Origin of the sequence: Nocardia sp. NPDC050175 (genome assembly GCF_044459885.1) — a bacterium.
GTDB lineage: Bacteria > Actinomycetota > Actinomycetes > Mycobacteriales > Mycobacteriaceae > Nocardia.
This window is the reverse complement of the sequence record NZ_JBITJI010000002.1, coordinates 691,355-711,663: the sequence shown is the minus strand read 5'-3', so window position 1 is coordinate 711,663 and position 20,309 is coordinate 691,355. Positions and strand designations below refer to the sequence as shown.

1 protein-coding gene and 1 pseudogene are annotated in these 20,309 nt (G+C 69.1%); both read right to left on the bottom strand.

The window, feature by feature from the left end; translation table 11 throughout:
- Positions 1-281 precede the first annotated feature (281 nt).
- Positions 282-12,593: pseudogene (locus tag ACIBK2_RS08810) on the bottom strand (amino acid adenylation domain-containing protein); the annotation flags it as partial.
- Between the two features lie 201 nt (positions 12,594-12,794).
- Entirely contained in the window at positions 12,795-20,192 is a 7,398-nt protein-coding gene (locus ACIBK2_RS08805; protein ID WP_396965167.1) for an amino acid adenylation domain-containing protein, read from the bottom strand.
- Between the last annotated feature and the right edge of the window lie 117 nt (positions 20,193-20,309).

The following is a 20,309-nucleotide window of genomic DNA, read 5'->3' as shown; positions in this document are numbered from 1 at the left end:
CGCGCACACCGCAGCACGCGCGTCGTCATACCGCTGCCCGACCGACCGAACCATGGAAAAGCCTCACCCTGCCTGTTGTCGCCGCAAACCCGCCTCGATGCTCCCCGCCCCCATGATCATCGAACGCGCGTATGCCCATCGTTACCGACCCCATCGGCGCGCGCCGAACACAGCCCGTGCGATCCGTGCCGCGGACCGCGATCCGACCGCGCGAAATGCGCGCCGGGAACGATTATTCCCTGCCGACGCGCGATTGGTGACCCCACGTCGACAGGACCTGCTCAGCTCAGCCGGCCGAGCAGAATCGCCAGCTCGGCGCCGATCTCGGCCAGGGCCTCCGGTGCGGTCATCCGCGCGTGCGTCACGCCGACCGGCCGATCGACCACCGCGCCCGTCACGTGCGGCGACCAGTCGGTCGACGTGGCGCGAAGCACATCCGCGGGATCGGCCACCGCCGCGCTGAAGTACGCCAGCGTGCCGGTGAACACCCCTGGACGGTGCTCGGCGATCAGTTCGGCCGAACGGACCGCGCTGCGATAAATACGACGCAACCGTTCGGGGGTCAGCGCGACCAGTTCCGGCGGGATCATCGCGTGCAGCGCGGCCAGCGCCTGGTCGCTGAGGTCGTAGATGTCGTCCTCGGCCCCGATGAGGTCACCACCGAGTCCGAGTTCGGCCAGCGCACCGCGCACCGCCGCGCGGAAGCCCGCGACGTCGGGGTTCGGGTGGCTGTCCATCATGGCCAGCAGCTCGATCTGTTCGCCTGCGGCCTGTAGCTCGGTGGCGATCGCGTGCGCGAGCACGCCGCCGAGCGACCAGCCGAGCAGCCGGTACGGGCCGTGCGGTTGCACGGTCCTGATCTCGGCGACGTAGCGGTGCGCCAGCGCGGCGATCGAGTCCGGTAGGTCGCCGTCCTCGGACAGGGCGGGCGACTGCACGCCGTAGATCGGCTGATCGGCGGGCAGGTGCTGAGCGAGCCCGGCGTAGCTCCAGGCCAGGCCGTACATCGGGTGCAGGCAGAACAGCGGTGCCGCAGTGCCCGTGGTGCGGATCGGCAGCAGGACGTTCATCGCGGCGTTGTCGTCGGTCTCCCCCGGTGCCTGCGCGTCGATCCGTGCGGCGAGTCCGGCCACCGTGGCGTCGGTGAAGAACCACTGCACGCTGACCGTCGCACCGACGGCGTCGCGGAGTCGGCCGACCGCCTGCGCGGCCAGCAGCGAGTTGCCGCCGAGTGCGAAGAAATCGTCGTCGAGGCCGACTGTTTCGACGCCGAGCAGGTCGGCGAAGGCCGCGGCGATGGTCTGCTCCAGCGGCGTGCTCGGCGCGCGGAAGGTGCGCGCGCTGACGAATTCCGGCGCGGGCAGCGCCTTTTGGTCGAGCTTGCCGTTCGGGGTCAGCGGGAGCGCGTCCAGCAGCACGATCGCGTCCGGCACCATGTAGCCGGTGAGGAACCGGGCGACCTCGGAACGGACAGTCATCGGATCGATCTCGCCGTCAGCCACGACGTAACCGATGAGCCGGTCGCCGTGCGTATCCGAACGGACCAGGGCGACGGCCTGATTCACGCCGTCGCAGCGCACCAGCGCCGCCTCGATCTCGCCGAGTTCGATGCGGAAGCCGCGCAGCTGCACCTGCTGGTCGCTGCGACCGGCGTATTCGAGCATCGCCTTGTCGCCGCAGTCGCGCCAGCGGCCGATGTCGCCGGTGCGGTACATGCGAGAACCGGGCGCGCCGAACGGGTTTGCCACGAACCTGGTCGCGGTGAGGCCCGGCTTGCCCAGGTAGCCGCGGGACAGTTGCGCGCCGACGACGTGGATCTCGCCGGGTACGTCGAGCGGGGTCGGGTGCAGGCGTGGGTCGAGCACGTAGGCGTCCAGGCCGGGGATCGCGCGGCCGATAACGCTGGCCGCTGTGTGCCGATCCTGCTCGTCCAGCGGCAGGAACGACACGTGCACCGTGGTCTCGGTGATGCCGTACATGTTGACCAGACGGGTTGCCGCGCCGTGCCGTTCGTACCAGCGTTCGAGCTTGCGCAGGTCGAGGGCTTCGCCGCCAAAGACGACGTAGCGAAGCGCCAAGTCAGCCTGCTCAGCAGCACGGTCGGCCTCCACCAATTGGTAGAAGGCGGACGGAGTTTGGTTCAGCACCGTCACACGCTCGCGAATCAGCAACTCGCGGAACTGTTCCGGCGACCGCGAGGTGCCGTAGTCGACCACCACGACCGAGCCGCCGTGCGCGAGGCCGCACCACAACTCCCACACCGAGAAGTCGAACGCGAACGAGTGGAACAGCGTCCAGACGTCGTGTTCGTCGAAGCGGAACAGGGTTTGGGTGTTCGCGAAGAGTTCGACGACATTGCGGTGTGCGACACCGACGCCCTTCGGCACGCCGGTCGAGCCGGACGTGTAGATGACGTAGGCCAGGTTGTCCGGGTGCAGCGGCGCGAGCCGGTCGGCATCGTGCACGGGCGCATCGGCGAATGTCGTTGTCTCCTCGAACAAGACAACGGGCAGGTCACCGGTGGGCACCGCGTCGCGTTCGTCCGCCGTGGTCAGCACGCAGACCGGGGCGGCGTCGGCGAGCATGAATTCCAGCCGCTGTGCCGGGTAGGTGGAGTCGATCGGCAGGTAGGCGGCGCCGGTGGCGAGCACGCCGAGCAAGGCGACCGGCAGGTCCTCGGTGCGTGGCACGGCAACGGCCACCAGCGATTCCGGGCCCGCACCTTGGGCGATCAGTGCTCGGGCCACCTGGTTGGCGCGACGCTGCAGTTCGCGGTATGTCAGCGTCGCGGAGCGACTCGATGAGGGGTGGTGGTCGGGCGACGGGTGGGCGAGCGTGCGGCCACCGAATCGAATGGCGACCGCGTCCGGGCGGCGCCAGACCTGATCGGCGATGAGGCCGGGCAGCGTGGCACCGGGCACCCAGGCGCCGAGTGAATTCCATTCGTGCAGTACGAGCTCGCGTTCGCCGGCGGCGAGCACATCGATATCGCCGACGACCACTGCGGCATCGGCGGCCACCGCCGCGAGGATGCGGCGGAAGCGGTCGGCGAAATTCTGCACGGTCGAGGCGTCGAACAGGTCCGTCGCGTAGGTGAGGATCGCCGAAAGGCCTTGGGTGCCCTGCTGTTCCGCGACGGTGAGCTGCAGGTCGAACTTGGCCGCCTGGACCTGCGGATCGATGCCGGACACGGTGAGACCGGGCAGCTCGAGCGAGGTCTGGGCCAGGTTCTGGAAGACCAGCATCACCTGGAACAGCGGGTGCCTGGCCGCCGAGCGGACCGGGTCGAGCAGTTCGACCAGGCGCTCGAATGGCAGGTCGGCGTGGCCGAAAGCCGCGACGTCGGTGTCCCGCACGTCGGCGAGCAACGCGTCGAAGGTGGTGCCTGGCTCGATCTCGTTGCGCAGCACCAGGGTGTTGACGAACATGCCGATCATGTCGTCGAGTTCGGCCTCGCCACGACCGGCGACCGGGGTGCCGATGGCGATGTCGGTGGTGCCGGAAAGCCGCGCGAGCAGGACCGCCAGTGCGGCGTGCACCACCATGAACAGGGTCGAATTGTGTTGCTTGGCAACGTGATCGAGTGCGGCGTGCAGTTCCGCGTCGATCTCGAAGCTGAACGTCGCGCCCAGGTACGAGGCGGCCGCGGGTCGCGGGCGGTCCGCGGGCAGCGACAGTTCGTCCGGCAGTGCGGCCAGCGCGGTGCGCCAGTAGTCGGACTGCTTGGCGATCAGGCTCTGTGGGTCGTCCTCGGCACCGAGCACGTCGCGCTGCCAGACGCTGTAGTCCGCGTACTGAACCGGGAGCGGGGCCCAGGCCGGGGCCGCGCCACCGGTGCGGGCGGCATAGGCCAGCATCAGGTCGCGGGTCAGCGGACCCATCGACCAGCCGTCGGCGCTGATGTGGTGGGCCACGAAAACCAGCACGTAGTCGGTGGTGTCGGCGACCTGGAACAGCCTGGCGCGGAACGGAATCTCGGTGGTGACGTCGAAACCCGCGGCGACGACACGGTATACCGCGTCCGCCACATCCGCTGCGCCGATCCGCGCGGGCGTGAGGTCGACCGGCACCTCAGTGGCGATGGACTGCACTGGGCCCTGCTCGGCCTGCGGGTAGGTGGTGCGCAGGATCTCGTGGCGGGCCACCAGATCGGTCACCGCCGCGTGCAGTGCGGCGACATCGAGGTCGCCGGAGAGGCGGATGGCGGCCGGGATGTTGTAGACGGCGGAGCCGGTGTCGAACTGGTTGAGGAACCACATGCGCTGCTGAGCCAGCGACAGCGGAATCTGTTCCGGGCGTTGGCCTGCGACCAGCGCCTTGCGGCCACCGGTGCCTGCGTGCTGTTCGACCTTCGACGCCAGACCGGCGACGGTGGATGCCTCGAACAAAGTACGAACGGGGACACGGGAATCCAACGCGGCACCGATGCGGGCGGCGACCTGCGTGGCCAGCAGCGAGTTACCGCCGAGACCGAAGAAGTCGTCATCCGCACCGACCTGCTCGACACCGAGCACCTCGGCATACACCGAGGCCACGATCTCCTCGATCGGAGTCGACGGCGCACGGAACGCCTGAGCCTCGAACTCGGGCTCGGGCAACGCCTTCCGATCCAGCTTGCCGTTCACGTTCAACGGCAGCGCATCGAGAACGACGAACGCCGCAGGCACCATGTACGACGGTAAACCGGCGACAAGTGCCGACTTCACCTGTGCGACATCGACATCGGCACTCGCCGGGACCACGTAGGCGACCAAGCGGTCACCAGTACGCGGGTCCGACCTCGCGATGACCGCGGCTTGCGCGATCTGTGGCAGGGCAAGTAGCGCGGCGTCGATCTCAGCGAGTTCGATGCGGAAGCCGCGGATCTTCACCTGGAAGTCGGTGCGGCCCCGGTACTCCAGCTCACCCGAGGCGTGCCACGCCACCAGGTCGCCGGTGCGATACATCCGCGTGCCAGGCTGGAACGGGTTGGCCACGAACCGATCCGACGTCAGATCCGCGCGACCGAAGTAGCCACGCGCGAGTTGCGCACCGGCCAGGTACAGCTCGCCGGAAACGCCCACCGGAACGGGCCGCAGCCGCGAATCCAGCACGAAGACTTGGCTGTTCCACTCCGGCGCGCCAACGGGCACCGACGGCTGATCGTTTCGCGTGACCCGGTGGCTGGTGACGGACACCGCTGCCTCGGTCGGGCCGTACAGGTTGAACAGTTCGACGCGCGGGTAGTCGCGCAGGAAGCGTTGCGCCAATCCACCTGGCAGCGCCTCACCGATCGCCAACACGCGCCACAACGAGGTCGGGAAATCACCCGTCGTGAGGGCGTCGAGCATCGACGGCACCACATGCAGAGTGGTGACCCACTCGCGAGCCATCAACTCGTTGAGGTAGGCCGGGTCCTGGTGACCGTCAGGCGCGGCAATGACCAGACGGCCACCACACACCGCCGCGGACCAGAACTCCCACACCGAAAGATCGAACGTGGCAGCAGTCTTCAGCAGAATCGCATCCGCCGCATCAAGACCGAACTCAGTGACCTTCCACTGCAACTGATTCGCGATCGCCGCGTGCGAAACCGCGACACCCTTCGGGCGACCCGTCGAACCCGACGTGAAGATTACGTACGCGGTGTTCTCCGGACGCAGTGGCGTGACCCGATCGGCATCGGTGATCGGAGACGTATCCACGCCATCGAGCTCGAGTTCGTCGATCCGCACCACAGGCGCAACATCAGTGCCGAATTCGGCCTCGGCGTTGGTCAACACGCATACCGGTGCGGCGGTCTCGAGGATGTAACTCGTACGCTCGGCGCCCTGATCCGGATCCACCGGCACATACGCGCCACCGGATTTCGCCACCGCGTACATGGCCACGACCAGGTCCACCGAACGGCGGAAGGCGAGCGCCACCCGCGACTCCGGGCCGACCCCCACCGAGATCAGGTACCGGGCAAGGGCATTCACCCGAGCGTCCAGCTCCGCGTAGGTCACCTTCTCGCGCCCCGCAGGCAGATCGACCACGAGCGCCACGGATCGCGGATCGGCCGCCACGGCCGCGTCCAACAGCGAGACCAACGTCGCCGACTGGTCGACCTGCTGCTCGGTAGCGTTCCATCGGCCGAGCACGTCGTCGCGCTCGTCCGCGTCGAGTACCTCGATATCCCCGACCGGCGTCGTCGCGTCCGCCACCACGGCGGCGAGGATCCGCGCGAACCGGTCGGCGAAGCCCTGCACCGTCGCGGCGTCGAAAAGATCTGTCGCATAGGTGAAGAAGCCACCCAGGCCGGTCGGCACGCCGGACTCGTCGTAGCCGTCGCCCACGATCAGATGCAGATCGAACTGCGACACAGCCAGATCCGCGTCCAGCCCCGACACCGTGAGACCGGGCAGTTCGAGCGCGGCCCGCGCGATGTTCTGGAACGACAGCCCCACCTGGAACAGCGGATGATGCGCGGTCGAGCGCGGCGGGTTGAGCACCTCCACCAACCGCTCGAACGGAATGTCGGCATGCGCGAACGCCTGCAGATCGGATTCGCGCTGCCTGCCGAGCAATTCGACGAACGACTCACCGGACTCGAACTGCGTCCGGAACACCACCGTGTTCACGAACATGCCGATCAGGTCGTCGAGCTCACGCTCGCCACGACCGGCCAGCGGCGTACCGATGGCGACGTCCACCGAACCCGAGAGCCGGGCCAGCAGCACGGCGAGCGCGGTATGCACCACCATGAACAACGTCGCGCCATGCGCGCGAGCGAGTTCCACGAGACCGGCGTGCGTGGCCGCATCGATCTGCACATCCACCCGTGCACCAGCCATCGACGCGATGGCGGGACGCGGTCGATCCGTCGGCAACTCCAGCAGATCCGGCAGCTCGGCAAGGTGCGAGCGCCAGAAGCTGATCTGCTGCGCGGCAATCGATTCGGCATCGGCCTCGTCACCGAGCACCGCCCGCTGCCACAGCGCATAATCGGCGTACTGCACCCGCAGCGGCGCCCAGTTCGGCGCTTCGCCCGCGGTTCGCGCGGCGTAGGCGATCATCACGTCGCGCACCAGCGGTCCCATCGAGGACCCGTCGGCGGCGATGTGATGCACCACGACGGCGAGCACATACGTGTCCGCCTGGCCGTCGACCTGCAGCAGGGCAACCCGCACCGGGACCTCGGCGGTCACGTCGAACGAACCCGACGCCAGCGCGTACACCGCGCTCGCCACCTCGGTCTCGCTCAGCAGCCTCGGCGCGACGTCCAGCGCAACGCCGTTGGGCGGCAACACAACCTGGATCGGGCCAGCGGCCGTCTCCGGGTAGACCGTGCGCAGCACCTCGTGCCGCGCCACCACATCGTGCAGTGCCGCACCGAGCGCCGCGACATCCAGCGCACCGGTCAGCCGCAAAGCGAACGGCAGGTTGTAGGCGCCCGATCCGATCGCCTGGTCGTCGGACTGGTCGAAGCGGTTGAGGAACCACATCCGGCGCTGCGCCAACGACAGCGGCAGCTCGTCCGGCCGGGCGATGCTGCCGAGCGCGACCCCGGGACGACTGTGCACCTGCGAATCGATCACCGCCGCAAGGGTGGCCACGGTGGGCGCCTCGAACAGCGTCCGCACCGGCACCCGGCCGCCGACGGCGGCACCGAGCCGCGCCACCACCTGGGTGGCGACCAGCGAGTTGCCGCCGAGCGCGAAGAAATCGTCATCCGCGCCGACCCTGATCAGCCCGAGCACCTCGCCGAAGACGCCGGCCACGATCTCCTCGACCGGTGTTGCGGGCGAACGGAATTCGCGGGCGGTGAACATCGGCTCGGGCAGCGCCTTGCGATCGAGCTTGCCGCTGGGATTCAGCGGGAACGCGTCGAGCGCGACGATGGCCGCCGGAACCATGTAGGTGGGCAGCGTTTCCGAGATGGCGGCCCGCAGCTCCTGCGGCTCGATCCTGGCCTCGGGTGCGGCGACCGCGTAGGCGACCAGCTGATCGCCGAGCGTCGACTGGCTGACCAGCGCGACGGCTTGACTCACCGAAGGCTGGGCGAGCAGCGCGGTTTCGATCTCGCCGAGCTCGATGCGCTGGCCGCGGAACTTCACCTGGAAGTCGGTGCGTCCGATGTAGTCGAGCACCATGTCCTCGTCGGCGTCCGCGCCGGAAGCCTTGCGCCACACCACGAGATCGCCGGTCCGGTACATGCGCTGACCGGTACCGAACGGATTGGCCACGAAACGATCGGCCGTCAAATCCGGCCTGCGGACGTATCCACGCGCCAGCTGATCACCGGCCAGATACAGCTCACCTGCCACGCCGTCGGGCACGGGGCGCAGTCGCGCGTCCAGGACGTAGACCCGAGTGTTCCACTGCGGCAACCCGATCGGCACCGAGCGGGTATCCGAACCGTCCGCTGGCCAGTAGGTCACCGACACCGCGGCCTCGGTCGGGCCGTACAGGTTGTGCACGTCCGCGTCGATCACCGCGTGCAGCGCGGTCACCGTCTCCGGCGGCAATGCCTCACCGATCACGAAGATCTGCTCGAGCGTCGGCACGGCACCCTTGGCGGTGTGTGCGGCGAAGATCGTCAGCATCGACGGCACGAAGTCGGTAACCGTGACCGACTGCGCGACAATGGTTTCCGCGACATACGCCGGGTCACGATGGCCGTCCGGCGTCGCGACGACCAGCTTGGCACCCACTCGCAGCGGCATGAAGAAGCCCCACAGCGACACATCGAACGTGGTCGCGGTCTTCTGCAGGTACACGTCGTCGCCGTTGAGCGGATACTCGGCGAGCATCCATTCGATCTGATTGTTGATCGCCGCGTGCGACACCGCGACGCCCTTGGGGCGACCGGTGGAGCCGGAGGTAAAGATGACGTACGCCGGGTTCAGCGGCGACACCGGCCGGAGCAGCTCGTCCTTGCGGACCGGCGTGCCGTCGAACTGCGCCAGATCGGCGGCATCTATGGCCACCGCGGCAACGCTATCCGGCAAGGCGACGGCGTCAGCGGAAGTTGTCACGACACAGGCGGGTTGGGCGGTGTCGAGGATGTGCGCGATCCGCTCGGCCGGATGATCCGGATCCAACGGCACATACGCACCACCGGCAGTCACGATCGCATACATACCGACAACCAGATCCAGCGAACGCCGAATCGCCAGACCCACCAACGACTCCGCACCAACACCCTGCGAAATCAACAATCGAGCAAGCTGATTGACCCGCTCATCGAACTCGCGGTAGGTGAGCTCGATGCCTTCGTAGACCACTGCGACGGCATCCGGGTTGGCGGCGACCGCCTGCCGATAGCCGTCGAGCAGCAGATGCGGCGCCACCCGTTGCCGGGTGTCGTTCCACTCGAACAGGATTCGGTCGCGCTCGACCAGCGACAGCAGATCGGCATCGCCCACCGCGCGGTCGGGATCGGCCGTGACCGCACGCAGCAGTCGGCGCATCCGGGCGGCGAAGCGCGCCACCGTCGCCTCGTCGAACAGGTCGGTGGCGTAGCTGAACATGGCCGACAGACCGGCGTTTTCGCCCTCGTGCGGGGTAACGGTCAGCTGCAGGTCGAATTTGGCTGCCGCGCCGTCCAGATCCAGGGCCGACGCGGACAGCCCCGGCAATTCCAACGCGGGCTTGTCCATGTTCTGGAAGAACAGCGCTACCTGGAACAGCGGGTGGTGCGCCTGCGAGCGCGCGGGGTCGAGCACCTCGACGAGCCGCTCGAACGGCAGTTCCACATGCGAAAATGCTTCGAGGTCAACCTTTTTGGCGGACTCGACCAGCTCGCGTAACGACCTGCCCGGCGCATTCTCGGTGCGCAGCACGAGCATGTTGACGAACATGCCGATCAGGCCGTCCAGCTCCGCCTCGCCCCGGCCCGCCACCGGCGTGCCGATGGCGATATCGGCCGAACCCGACAGCCGGGCCAGCAGCGCCGCGAAGGCCGCGTGCACCACCATGAACAGCGAGGCACCGGTCTCGTGCGCGATCGCGTCGAGCTTGGCCCTGATCGGAGCGTCCACCTCGAAGGTGTAGACGCCGCCGCGACCGGAGGCCAACGCCGGGCGAGGGCGGTCCGTCGGCAGCTCGAGCCGACCCGGCAGACCGGCCAACGCGGTGCGCCAGTAACTGATCTGCTCGGCGGCAACCGATCTCGGATCGTTCTCGTCACCGAGCATCGCGCGCTGCCACAGGGCGTAATCGGCGTACTGCACCGGCAAGGGTGCCCAGCCAGGCGCGGAGCCCGCGCCGTGTTCACCCGCCCCGTCGGCTCCGCCTCCTGCCATCCCCGAGCGCGCGAAGTAAGCGATGGTCAGGTCCTGCACCATCGGCGCCATCGAGGTGCCGTCGGCCGCGATGTGGTGCACCACCACCGCGAGCACGTGGTCGTCGACGCCCAACTGCAGCAGCGCCATCCGCAGCGGTACCTCGGCCGCCACATCGAACCCGGCCAGCATGAACTCGGCCAGCCTGCCCGGCAGCTCGGACTCGGCGACCTCGGTCACCGCCAGCTCCGGAATGGCCTGCGCCGCAGGCAGAACCACCTGGTAGCCGGTGCCGTCCACCGCCGGGTAGACCGTGCGCAGCGTCTCGTGCCGCTCGACCAGGTCGGCGACCGCCGCCCGCAACGCGGGCACGTCCAGCGCGCCGGAGAGCCGGATCGCGAACGGAATGTTGTTCGCCGCCGACGCGGTATCGAACTGGTTCAGGAACCACATCCGCTGCTGCGCCAGCGACAACGGAATGTGTTCGGGGCGCGGCATCGGCGCCAGCGCCTGCCGTCCCCCCGCCCCCGTGAACGGGGCGAGCCGGGCCGCCAGACCGGCGACCGTCGGCGCCTCGAAGACCGTGCGCGCGGGCACCCGCGCGCCGATCTGCGCGCCGATCCTGGCCACCACCTTGGTGGCGACCAGCGAGTTACCGCCGAGCTCGAAGAAGTCGTCGTCGGCACCGATCTCGGCACCGGTGTCCAGCAGTTCCGCGAAGATGTGCGCGACCAGCTGTTCCAGTTCGCCACTCGGCGCGCGGAATTCCTTGGTCTGCAGCTGCGGCGCGGGCAGTGCGCGCCGGTCCAGCTTGCCGGTCGGCGACAGCGGGATCTCGTCGAGCACGGTGATCGTGGTCGGCACCATGTGCGCGGGTAACCGCTGCTCGGCGGCCGCGATCAGCTCGTCGGTGTCCACGGTCGCGCCGGGGGCGGCCAGCACGTAGGAGGCCAGAATCGTTGTGCCGCTGTCGAGCTGGTGGCCTATGGTCACCGCGAAGTCGACACTGTCGTTGGCGGCGAGCACCGCGTCGATCTCACCGAGCTCGATGCGGAAACCACGCACCTTCACCTGGAAATCGTTGCGCCCCGCGTACTCCAGTCGACCTTCCGCGGTCCAGCGAACCAGGTCGCCGGAGCGATACAACCGAGAGCCGTTGGGGTCGAACGGGTTCGCTACGAAACGAGTGGCGGTGAGCGCAGGACGCTCGTGGTACCCGCGCGCCACCTGCGCGCCCGCGATGTACAGCTCGCCGATCACGCCGTCCGGCACCGGCGAAAGCCGCTCGTCCAGCACGTATTCGGTGACGCCGCGAATCGGGCCGCCCATGGTCAGCGGGGCGTCGAGCACCAGCGGCTCGCCGATGTTCACCACGATCGTGGTCTCGGTGGGCCCGTAGACGTTGAACAGCGCGCGAACGCCGCCGGTGACCGGAAGTATCCAGCGCCGCACCAGGTCCGGCGGCCAGGCCTCGCCGCCGACCGCGACCACTCCGAGATCGTCCAGCCCGGCGGGATCGATCGAGGCCAGCGCGGCGGGCGTGATGAACGCGTGGGTCACCCGCTCGCGGCGCAGCAGCTCGGCGAGATCGTCGCCGCCGAACACCGTCGGCGCCACCACGACCATGGTCGCCGCGCCGCCGAGGGCGAGCAACAGCTCCAGCATCGACGCGTCGAACGACGGTGATGAAAAGTGCAGGGTCCGTGCGGTACTCGTGACGCCGTAGTGGGTGCGCTGCTCCTCGCAGAACCCGGCGATGCCGGCCTGGGTGGCGACGACGCCCTTCGGCGCGCCCGTCGAACCGGACGTATAGATCACCCAGGCCGGATGCTCGGCGCGCAGCTGGCGCACCCGATCGGCATTGGTGATCGGCTCGGTCGAGTGCCGCTCGAGCGAACGCAGCGTCGAATCGCTGTCGATGACAAGCCATTCGACCTGCCCCGGCAGCTGGGTGGCGGACTGCGCGGTGGTCAGGCCGAAGACCGCGCCGGAGTCCTTCACCATGTGTTCGATCCGGTCGGCCGGATAGTTCGGGTCCACCGGCACGAAGCCCGCGCCGGACTTGGCCACCGCCCAGACCGCGACCACGGAGTCGATCGAGCGCGGAACGCCGATCGCGACAAGATCTTCCGGGCCGACGCCGCGCTCGATCAGCAGCCGCGCCAATCGGGTCGACCGCTCATCGAGCTCGGCGTAGCTCAGTTGCGACAGTGTCGCTGTGGCGTCGGCATAGGTGAGGGCGATGCCGTCCGGGTTCGCTTCGACGGCGGTCGCCATCAGCTGCGGCAGCGTGATGACCCGAGGGCGCCGGGTCCGAGCTGGACGGACACGAGCGGAACGCGTCATGCGTTCACCAGTGCCAGGGTCTTGCTTCCCCGCCGAGCATTCGGACGCACGTCCCCCAAAACACGAACCATGAAACTCTGCTCATCCTGCCTGTCGAACATGTTGAAGCCACACCTTGCAACGGCCGCCCTGATTCGGCAAACCGGTCCCGAGTGACCCTAGTCATGTTTTTAGGGGCTTGCACCCGTTACCAGCTGGGTTTTACCCCGCACGCAGCAGATCGGACAGCGCGACCACCGTCGCCACCTGCGTCCATGCGCTACTGACATCGCCGCCGTCGGCGAGCACCACGGCCCGCAGATCCTCCAGGGCCGTCGGATCGAGGGTACTGGCTCCCGCGCGGTCGGTCAGCAGGTGGCTGACCCACTCGTCGGCCAGCGCCTCGGTCAGGTCGGCATCCTCGGGGACGAGCACCATGGAGGCACCACAGGAACCCGCCGCCACCACCTCGATCAGCGCCAGCTCCGCCGGGCCGCCGAACTGGAAGGTGCGCGACTCGAAGGTCAGCTCGGTGCCCGTGCGCAGCTGGTCCGCCGCACCGGCCAGCTCGTCGTAGCCGAGCGTCCGCGTCCCGACGAAGGCCGGGTCGGTGCCGCGCAGCACTCGTGTGCGGTGCGCGTAGGTGACCGGCCGTGGCGATTCGGCCGCTATCTGCGCGGCCACCGCCGGATCGTCGAGCACGAGCCAGTCGACGTCGCCGGTGGCGGGCGCCGCAGCGCTGGTGAGCCCGACCTTGACGACCGGTCCGGCCGGAATAGGCGCGTCGGCCGAGGCGAGCGGCACCACCGCGGCACCGGCCTTGAGCACCGCCCAGGTCGCGACGACGGCGTCGACGCCGCGGCCGAACCGGAGCGCGACACCGTCGCCCGGGCCGCAGCCACGGGCGGCGAGCACGCGCGCCAGCCGGGACGAGCGTGCGTCGAGTTCCTGGTAGGACACCGCGTCCTCGCCGGCGACCAGCGCGGGTCCGTCCGGGTCGTCCTCGACCACTGCGGTCAGCGCCTGGGTGAGCGCGGTTCCGGTGGTGGCCGTCGCGCCCGCAGCCGTTGGCTCCTGCGCCGATTCGACGGCGGATTGCACCCGCTCGCGCTCCTGCGCGTCGAGCAGGTCGATGTCACCGACCCGCACCTGCGGATCGGCGACCACCGCGGCCAGCACTCGCTCCAGCCTGCGGCACAGCGCCTGCACCGTCGACTCGTCGAAAAGGTCTGTCGCGTAAGTGATCGCGGTGATCAGCTCGCCGGGCGCACCGTCGGCGCTGTGCCGCGGGTCGACGTTCACCTGCAGGTCGAACTTGGCCGCGATCTCGCCGCCGTCCAGTCCGGTGATCGTCAGGCCGGGCAGTTCCAGCGACGGCTGCTCGTTGTTCTGGAACGACAGCACCACGCCGAACAACGGGTTGTAGACCGTCGCGTGACCGGCGGCGACCACCTCGGCGACCCGCTCGAACGGGATGTCGGCGTTGGCGAAGGCGGCCAGGTCGGTCTCGCGGGCCCGATCGACCAGCTCGGCGAAGCTCACGCTCGGTTCGACCGCGGTGCGCAGGGTGAGCGTGTTGACGAACATGCCGACCAGCTCGTCCAGCGCGCGCTCGCCGCGACCCGCGATCGGCGTGCCGATGGCGATATCACTGCTGTTCGACTGCCTGGCCAGCAGCACGGCCAGCGCGGCGTGCACGACCATGAACAGCGTCGAATTGTGTTCGCGGGCCAGCCGAACCAGTGCGGCGTGCACGTCCGGCGAGACGGCGAAGCCGGTCGAGGCGCCGCGCATCGACGGCACCGCGGGGCGCGGGCGGTCCAGCGGCAGGTTCAGGTCGCCGGTCAGGCCGTTCAGCTGGTCCCGCCAGTACGCCAATTGCCGTGCGGCGATGGAGTTCTCGTCGTCATCGGTGCCGATGACGGTGCGCTGCCAGCTGGCGAAGTCCGCGTACTGCACCTCGAGCGGCGACCAGCGCGGCGAATTGCCGCCGATCCGAGCGAGATACGCGGTCACCAGGTCGCGCGCCAGCGGTGCCATCGAGGCGCCGTCGGCGGAGATGTGGTGCACGACCAGCGCGAGCAGGTGCTCGTCCTGGCCGACCGCGAGCAGCAGCGCGCGCACCGGAACCTGTTGCGTCACATCGAATCCGGTGGACAGCAGCTCGGTGATGCGGCCGATCGGATCGGCGGTGGACACGGTCTCCAGGCCGCCGGGCAGCGATTCGCGGACCGAGAGGATCTCCTGGTAGGCCACTCCGGACGGATCCGACGGGTAGCGGGTGCGCAGGGTTTCGTGCCGTTCCAGTACGTCGGCGACGGCGTTGCGCAGGGCGGGCACGTCGAGCACGCCGGACAGCCGGATCGCCAGCGGGATGTTGTAGGCGGGCGAGTCCGGATCGAACTGGTTGAGCACCCACATCCGTTGCTGGGCAAGGGACAACGGCACCTGATCGGTCCGCGGCATCCGGGCCAGCGGCGGCCGCGCGCCGGATGCCTTGGCCGCGCCCGGCACGACGCGGGCGGCGAGCGCGGCGACGGTGGGCGACTCGAACAGCTCGCGCACCACGAGGTTCGCGTCGAGCGCCTCGTTGATCCGGGCGACCACCCTGGTGGCCAGCAGCGAGTTACCGCCGAGGCCGAAGAAGTCGTCGTCGAGGCCGATCTCGTTGGCGCCGAGCAGTCCGGCGAACACCTCGGCGACGGCCTGTTCGACCGGCGAGCTCGGGGCACGGAAGGTGGCGGTGCTGAGGAATTCCGGTGCGGGCAGGGCTTTTCGGTCCAGCTTGCCGTTCGGCGTCAGCGGGAGCACGTCCAGCACCACGATCGCGTCCGGAACCATGTAGCCGGTGAGGAATTCGCCTACCTGGCTACGCAATTCGGCCGAGTCGAGCTGAGACCCGGTGTCGGGCACGACATATCCGATGAGGCGGTCACCCGCGTTTTCGTCCGCGAGCACCAGTACCACCGCTTGGCTCACGCCGGGGCAGCGCACCAGCGCCGACTCGATCTCGCCGAGTTCGATGCGGAAGCCGCGCAACTGCACCTGCTGATCGCCGCGACCGGCGTACTCGAGCGTCGCCTGGCCGCCGAAGCCGACCCAGCGGCCGATGTCGCCGGTGCGGTACATCCGAGAACCGGCCGCGCCGAACGGATTCGCGACGAACCTGGTCGCGGCGAGCCCGGGGCGGCCGAGGTAGCCGCGGGACAGCTGGGCACCGGCGACGTAGATCTCGCCCGCCACGCCGACCGGCGACGGGTGCAGCCGATCCTCGAGCACGTAGGCGTCCAGGCCGGGCAGCGCGCGGCCGATGACGCTCGCCGCGTTGTCGACCATCTGCTCGTCCAGCGACAGGAACGATACGTGCACCGTGGTTTCGGTGATGCCGTACATGTTGACCAGCCACGGCGCGTCCACCGCGTGCCGGTCGTACCAGCGCTGTAGCTGGCGCAGATCCAGGGCCTCACCGCCGAACACCACGTAACGCAGCGCGAACTTGGCCTGATCGGCGGTCTGCGCGGCCCGGTCGGCCTCGGCGAGCTGATAGAACGCCGACGGGGTCTGGTTGAGCACGGTGACCTGTTCGCGAATCAGCAACTCGCGGAACAGCTCCGGCGACCGGGAGGTCAGGTAGTCGACCACAACGACGGTGCCGCCGTTGGCCAGCGCGCACCACAGCTCCCACACCGAGAAGTCGAAGGCGAACGAGTGGAACAGCGTCCACACGTCGGTTTCGTCGAACTCGAACACCTCCTGAGTGTTCGCGAACAGCTGCACCACATTGCGGTGCGCGACGCCGACCCCCTTGGGCACGCCGGTGGAGCCGGAGGTGTAGATGACGTAGGCCAGGTTGTCCGGGCGCAGCGGTGCGGTCCGCTCGGACGTACGGACCGGAGCATCGGCGAAGTCGGCCGTGTCTTCCAGCAAGATGACCGGAATATTGCCTGCCGGAACGGATTCCAGCTCGCTCGCGGTGGTCAGGATGCACGCGGGAGCGGCGTCGGAGAGCATGAACTCCAACCGCTGCGCGGGGTAGGTCGTGTCGATCGGGAGGTAGCCCGCACCGGCGGTGAGCACCGCGAGCAGCGCGACCGGCAGCTCCTCGGTGCGCGGAACCGCAACGGCCACCAGCGCTTCCGGGCCGACGCCCTGCGCGATCAGCGCCCGCGCCACCTTGTTGGCACGGCGCTGCAATTCGCCGAAGGTCACCGTGGTGTCGCCGTAGCGGATCGCGCCCGCGTCCGGCCGCCTGCGCGCCTGCGCACCGATGAGATCGACCAGGGTCACCTCGGGCACCTCGGCGCCCGGGCTGTTCCACTCGTGCAGCACCAGGTCGCGTTCGCCGGGCGCGAGCACGTCGATATCGCCGACGGTGATGTCGGAATCGCCCGCGACCGCGGCCAGGATCCGGCCGAAGCGATCGGCGAAGTCCTGCACGGTCGCCTCGTCGAACAGATCGGTGGCATAGGTGAAGGCCGCCGAAATGCCTTCCGCCGCACCGTGTCTGTCGATCCGCTCCACCAGCGCGAGCTGCAGATCGAACTTCGCCAGCGGCATCGCCAGATCCACCGCCGAGGCGGACAGGCCGGGCAGTTCCAGTTCGGTGCGCGCCAGGTTCTGGAAGGTCAGCATCACCTGGAACAGCGGATGCCTGGCCGCGGAGCGCGCCGGATCCAGCAGTTCCACCAGCCGCTCGAACGGCACATCGGCGTGGCCGAACGCCTCGACGTCGATCCGGCGCACCGCGCGCAGCAGCTCGTCGAACGTCGCACCGGAGTCGATCTCCGTACGCAGCACCAGGGTATTGACGAACATGCCGATCAGGTCGTCCAGCGCGGCCTCACCGCGACCGGCGACCGGGGTGCCGACGGCGATGTCCCTGGTGCCGGACAACCGGGCCAGCAGCACCGCGAGCGCGGCGTGCACGACCATGAACAGGGTCGAATTGTGTCCGTGCGCAAGACGACTCAGCGCGCCGTGCACGTCGGGGCCGATCTCGAAGGCCAAGGTGGCGCCACGGTTGGACGCGACCGCGGGCCGCGGCCGATCCGCGGGCAGCTCCAATTGCTCGGGCAGCGCGGCCAATTCGGTGCGCCAGTAGTCGATCTGCTCGGCCAGCACCGATTCCGGGTCGTCTTCGGCGCCGAGGATCTCGCGCTGCCAGATCGCGTAGTCGGCGTACTGCACCTCGAGCGGCGGCCATTCCGGTGCACCGCCACGCATCCGGTCCAGGTAGGCGGCCATCAGGTCGCGGGTCAGCGGGCCCATCGAGAAGCCGTCGCCCGCGATGTGGTGCACCACGCAGACCAGCACGTGCTCGGTCTCGCTCAGCTCGAGCAGCCGCACCCGCACGGGCGGCGCCACGGTCACGTCGAAGCCCTCGGTCACCACCGCGGCGACCAGTCCGGGCAGTTCGGCCTCGGTGGCCTGCTCGACCACGAATTCCGGTACCGAGCGCGGATCTCCGGTCGCCAGCACCCGCTGGTAGCCCTCGCCGTCGACCTCGGGGTACAGGGTGCGCAGCACCTCGTGCCGCTCCGTGAGGTCGCGCACGGCGGCGCGCATCGCCTCGATATCGAGGTGACCGGACAGGCGCACGGCCGCCGGAATGTTGTTGACGGCACTGGCCGGATCGAACCGGTTCAGGAACCACATCCGCTGCTGCGCGTAGGACAGCGGCACCTTGGACGGGCGCGGCCTGGCGTGCAACGCCTGACCGGCGGCCGAACCCGCATGCTGCTCAACGCGTTCGGCGAGCGCGGCAACCGTGGTCGCCTCGAACAGCAGCTGCACCGGCACCCGCACCTGCAGCGCCGACCCGATCCGGGCGGCGGCCTGCGCGGCGAGCAGCGAGTTGCCGCCCAGCTCGAAGAAGTCGTCGTCCACGCCGACCCGGCCGTCGTCGCCCGCCACCAGCAGCGCCGCGAACACGTCGGCGACGATCTCCTCCACCGGGGTGGACGGGGCGCGGAAAGCCTTGGCGGCGAACACCGGTGCAGGCAGCGCCGCGCGGTCCAGCTTGCCGACCGGGGTCAGCGGGATCTCGTCGAGCACCATGATGGCGGCCGGAATCATGTACGCGGCCAGCGACTCTCCGATGAACTCGGCGAGTTCACCGGTGTCCACGACGGTTCCGGCCCGCGGCAGCACGTAGGACACCAGCGCGGTCGCGCCGGACGGCAGTGTCTTGCCGAGCGTGGCCGCGTAGTCGATGTCCGGGTGCGCGGTGAGCGCGTTATCGATCTCGCCGAGTTCGATACGGAAGCCACGGATCTTGACCTGGAAGTCGGAGCGCCCGAGATACTCGATGGCGCCGCCGTCCTCGGGCCCGCCCGTCTCCCGACCACCACCCCCCATGGAATCGCTTCGCGATGCTGTGGGCATGCGCCGCACCAGGTCTCCGGTGCGATAAAGCCGCGCTCCCGGCGTATCGGTGTCGGCGCCGAACGGGCTGGCCACGAAACGTTCCGCGGTGAGCCCCGGCTTACCGAGATACCCCTGAGCCAACGCCGGTCCCGACAGGTACAGCTCGCCGACCACGCCCGCGGGCACCGGCCGCAGCCGCGAATCCAGCACGAACGCACCGACTCCCGGAATCGCCGAGCCGATGGTGATCGGCTCGTCCGGCAGCATCCGCGCCGAACTCGTCGCGAGAATAGAAGCCTCGGTGGGTCCGTAACCGTTGTAGAACTCGCGATCGGCGGCCCAGCGGCCGACCAGCTCCGGCCCGAACTTGTCACCGGCCACCACCACGACCCGCAGGTCGTCCAGGCCGGTCGGGTCGACCGATTCCAACGCGCCCGGCGTGATCAGCATGTGCGTGACCTGTTCGCGGCGCAGCAGATCGGCCAGCTCGTACCCGCCGAACACCGACGGCGGCGCGATCACCAGCGTCGCACCCGACGAGAAAGCGAGCAGCAACTCCAGGATCGACACATCGAAGTTCGGCGAGCACACATGCAGCACCCGCGAATCCGCGGTCACGCCGTAGTGCTCGCGTTCGGCGGCCACCAGGCCGGCCAGACCGGTGTGGGTGACCACGACGCCCTTGGGCCGTCCGGTCGAACCCGAGGTGTAGATGACGTAGGCCGGGTGCCGCTCGTCCAGCGGACGCACCCGGTCGGTGTAGGAGATCGGGTGCTCGGGGCGCGCGGCGATCCGCGCGGCCTGCACCGGGTCGTCCAGCTCGATCCAGTACACGCCGGTGCCGAGCACCGCGCGGTGGGCCGAGGTGGTGAGCCCGACCGTGGCGCCGGAGTCGGACAGGATGTGGTTGATGCGGTCGGTCGGGTAGGCCGGATCCACCGGCACGTACGCCGCGCCGGTCTTCGCGATGGCCCACACGGCGACCACCGACTGCAGGCTGCGGGCGATGCCGATGGCGACCACGTCGCCCGGTCCGACACCGCGCTCGATCAGTTCCCTGGCCAGCCGCGAGGAGGTCGCGTCCAGTTGGGCGTAGGTGAGCTGGCGTTCGTCGTCGAGCTGACCCGACGGATTGAAGCGAACGGCGACCTCATTGGCCTCGGATTCGACGGCGGCGGTCAGCAACTGCCCGAACAGCGGGCTGCCCGACCTGCGGCGACGGCTACCACGAGCGGAACGACGGGCAGTTTCCATTCGAGTGCATTCACCTCTCGCATCGAGCTAGGACCCGGCCCTACCCATATACAGGGCATATCGTCCGGGGCCAGCGCGGTTCCGAGCAATCATATAAGGGACTGATCGGTGTCCACG

Excerpts from the sequence above, each read along its gene's own strand:
- ACIBK2_RS08805 (WP_396965167.1), bottom strand. The coding sequence starts at position 20,192 with ATGGAAACTGCCCGTCGTTCCGCTCGTGGTAGCCGTCGCCGCAGGTCG.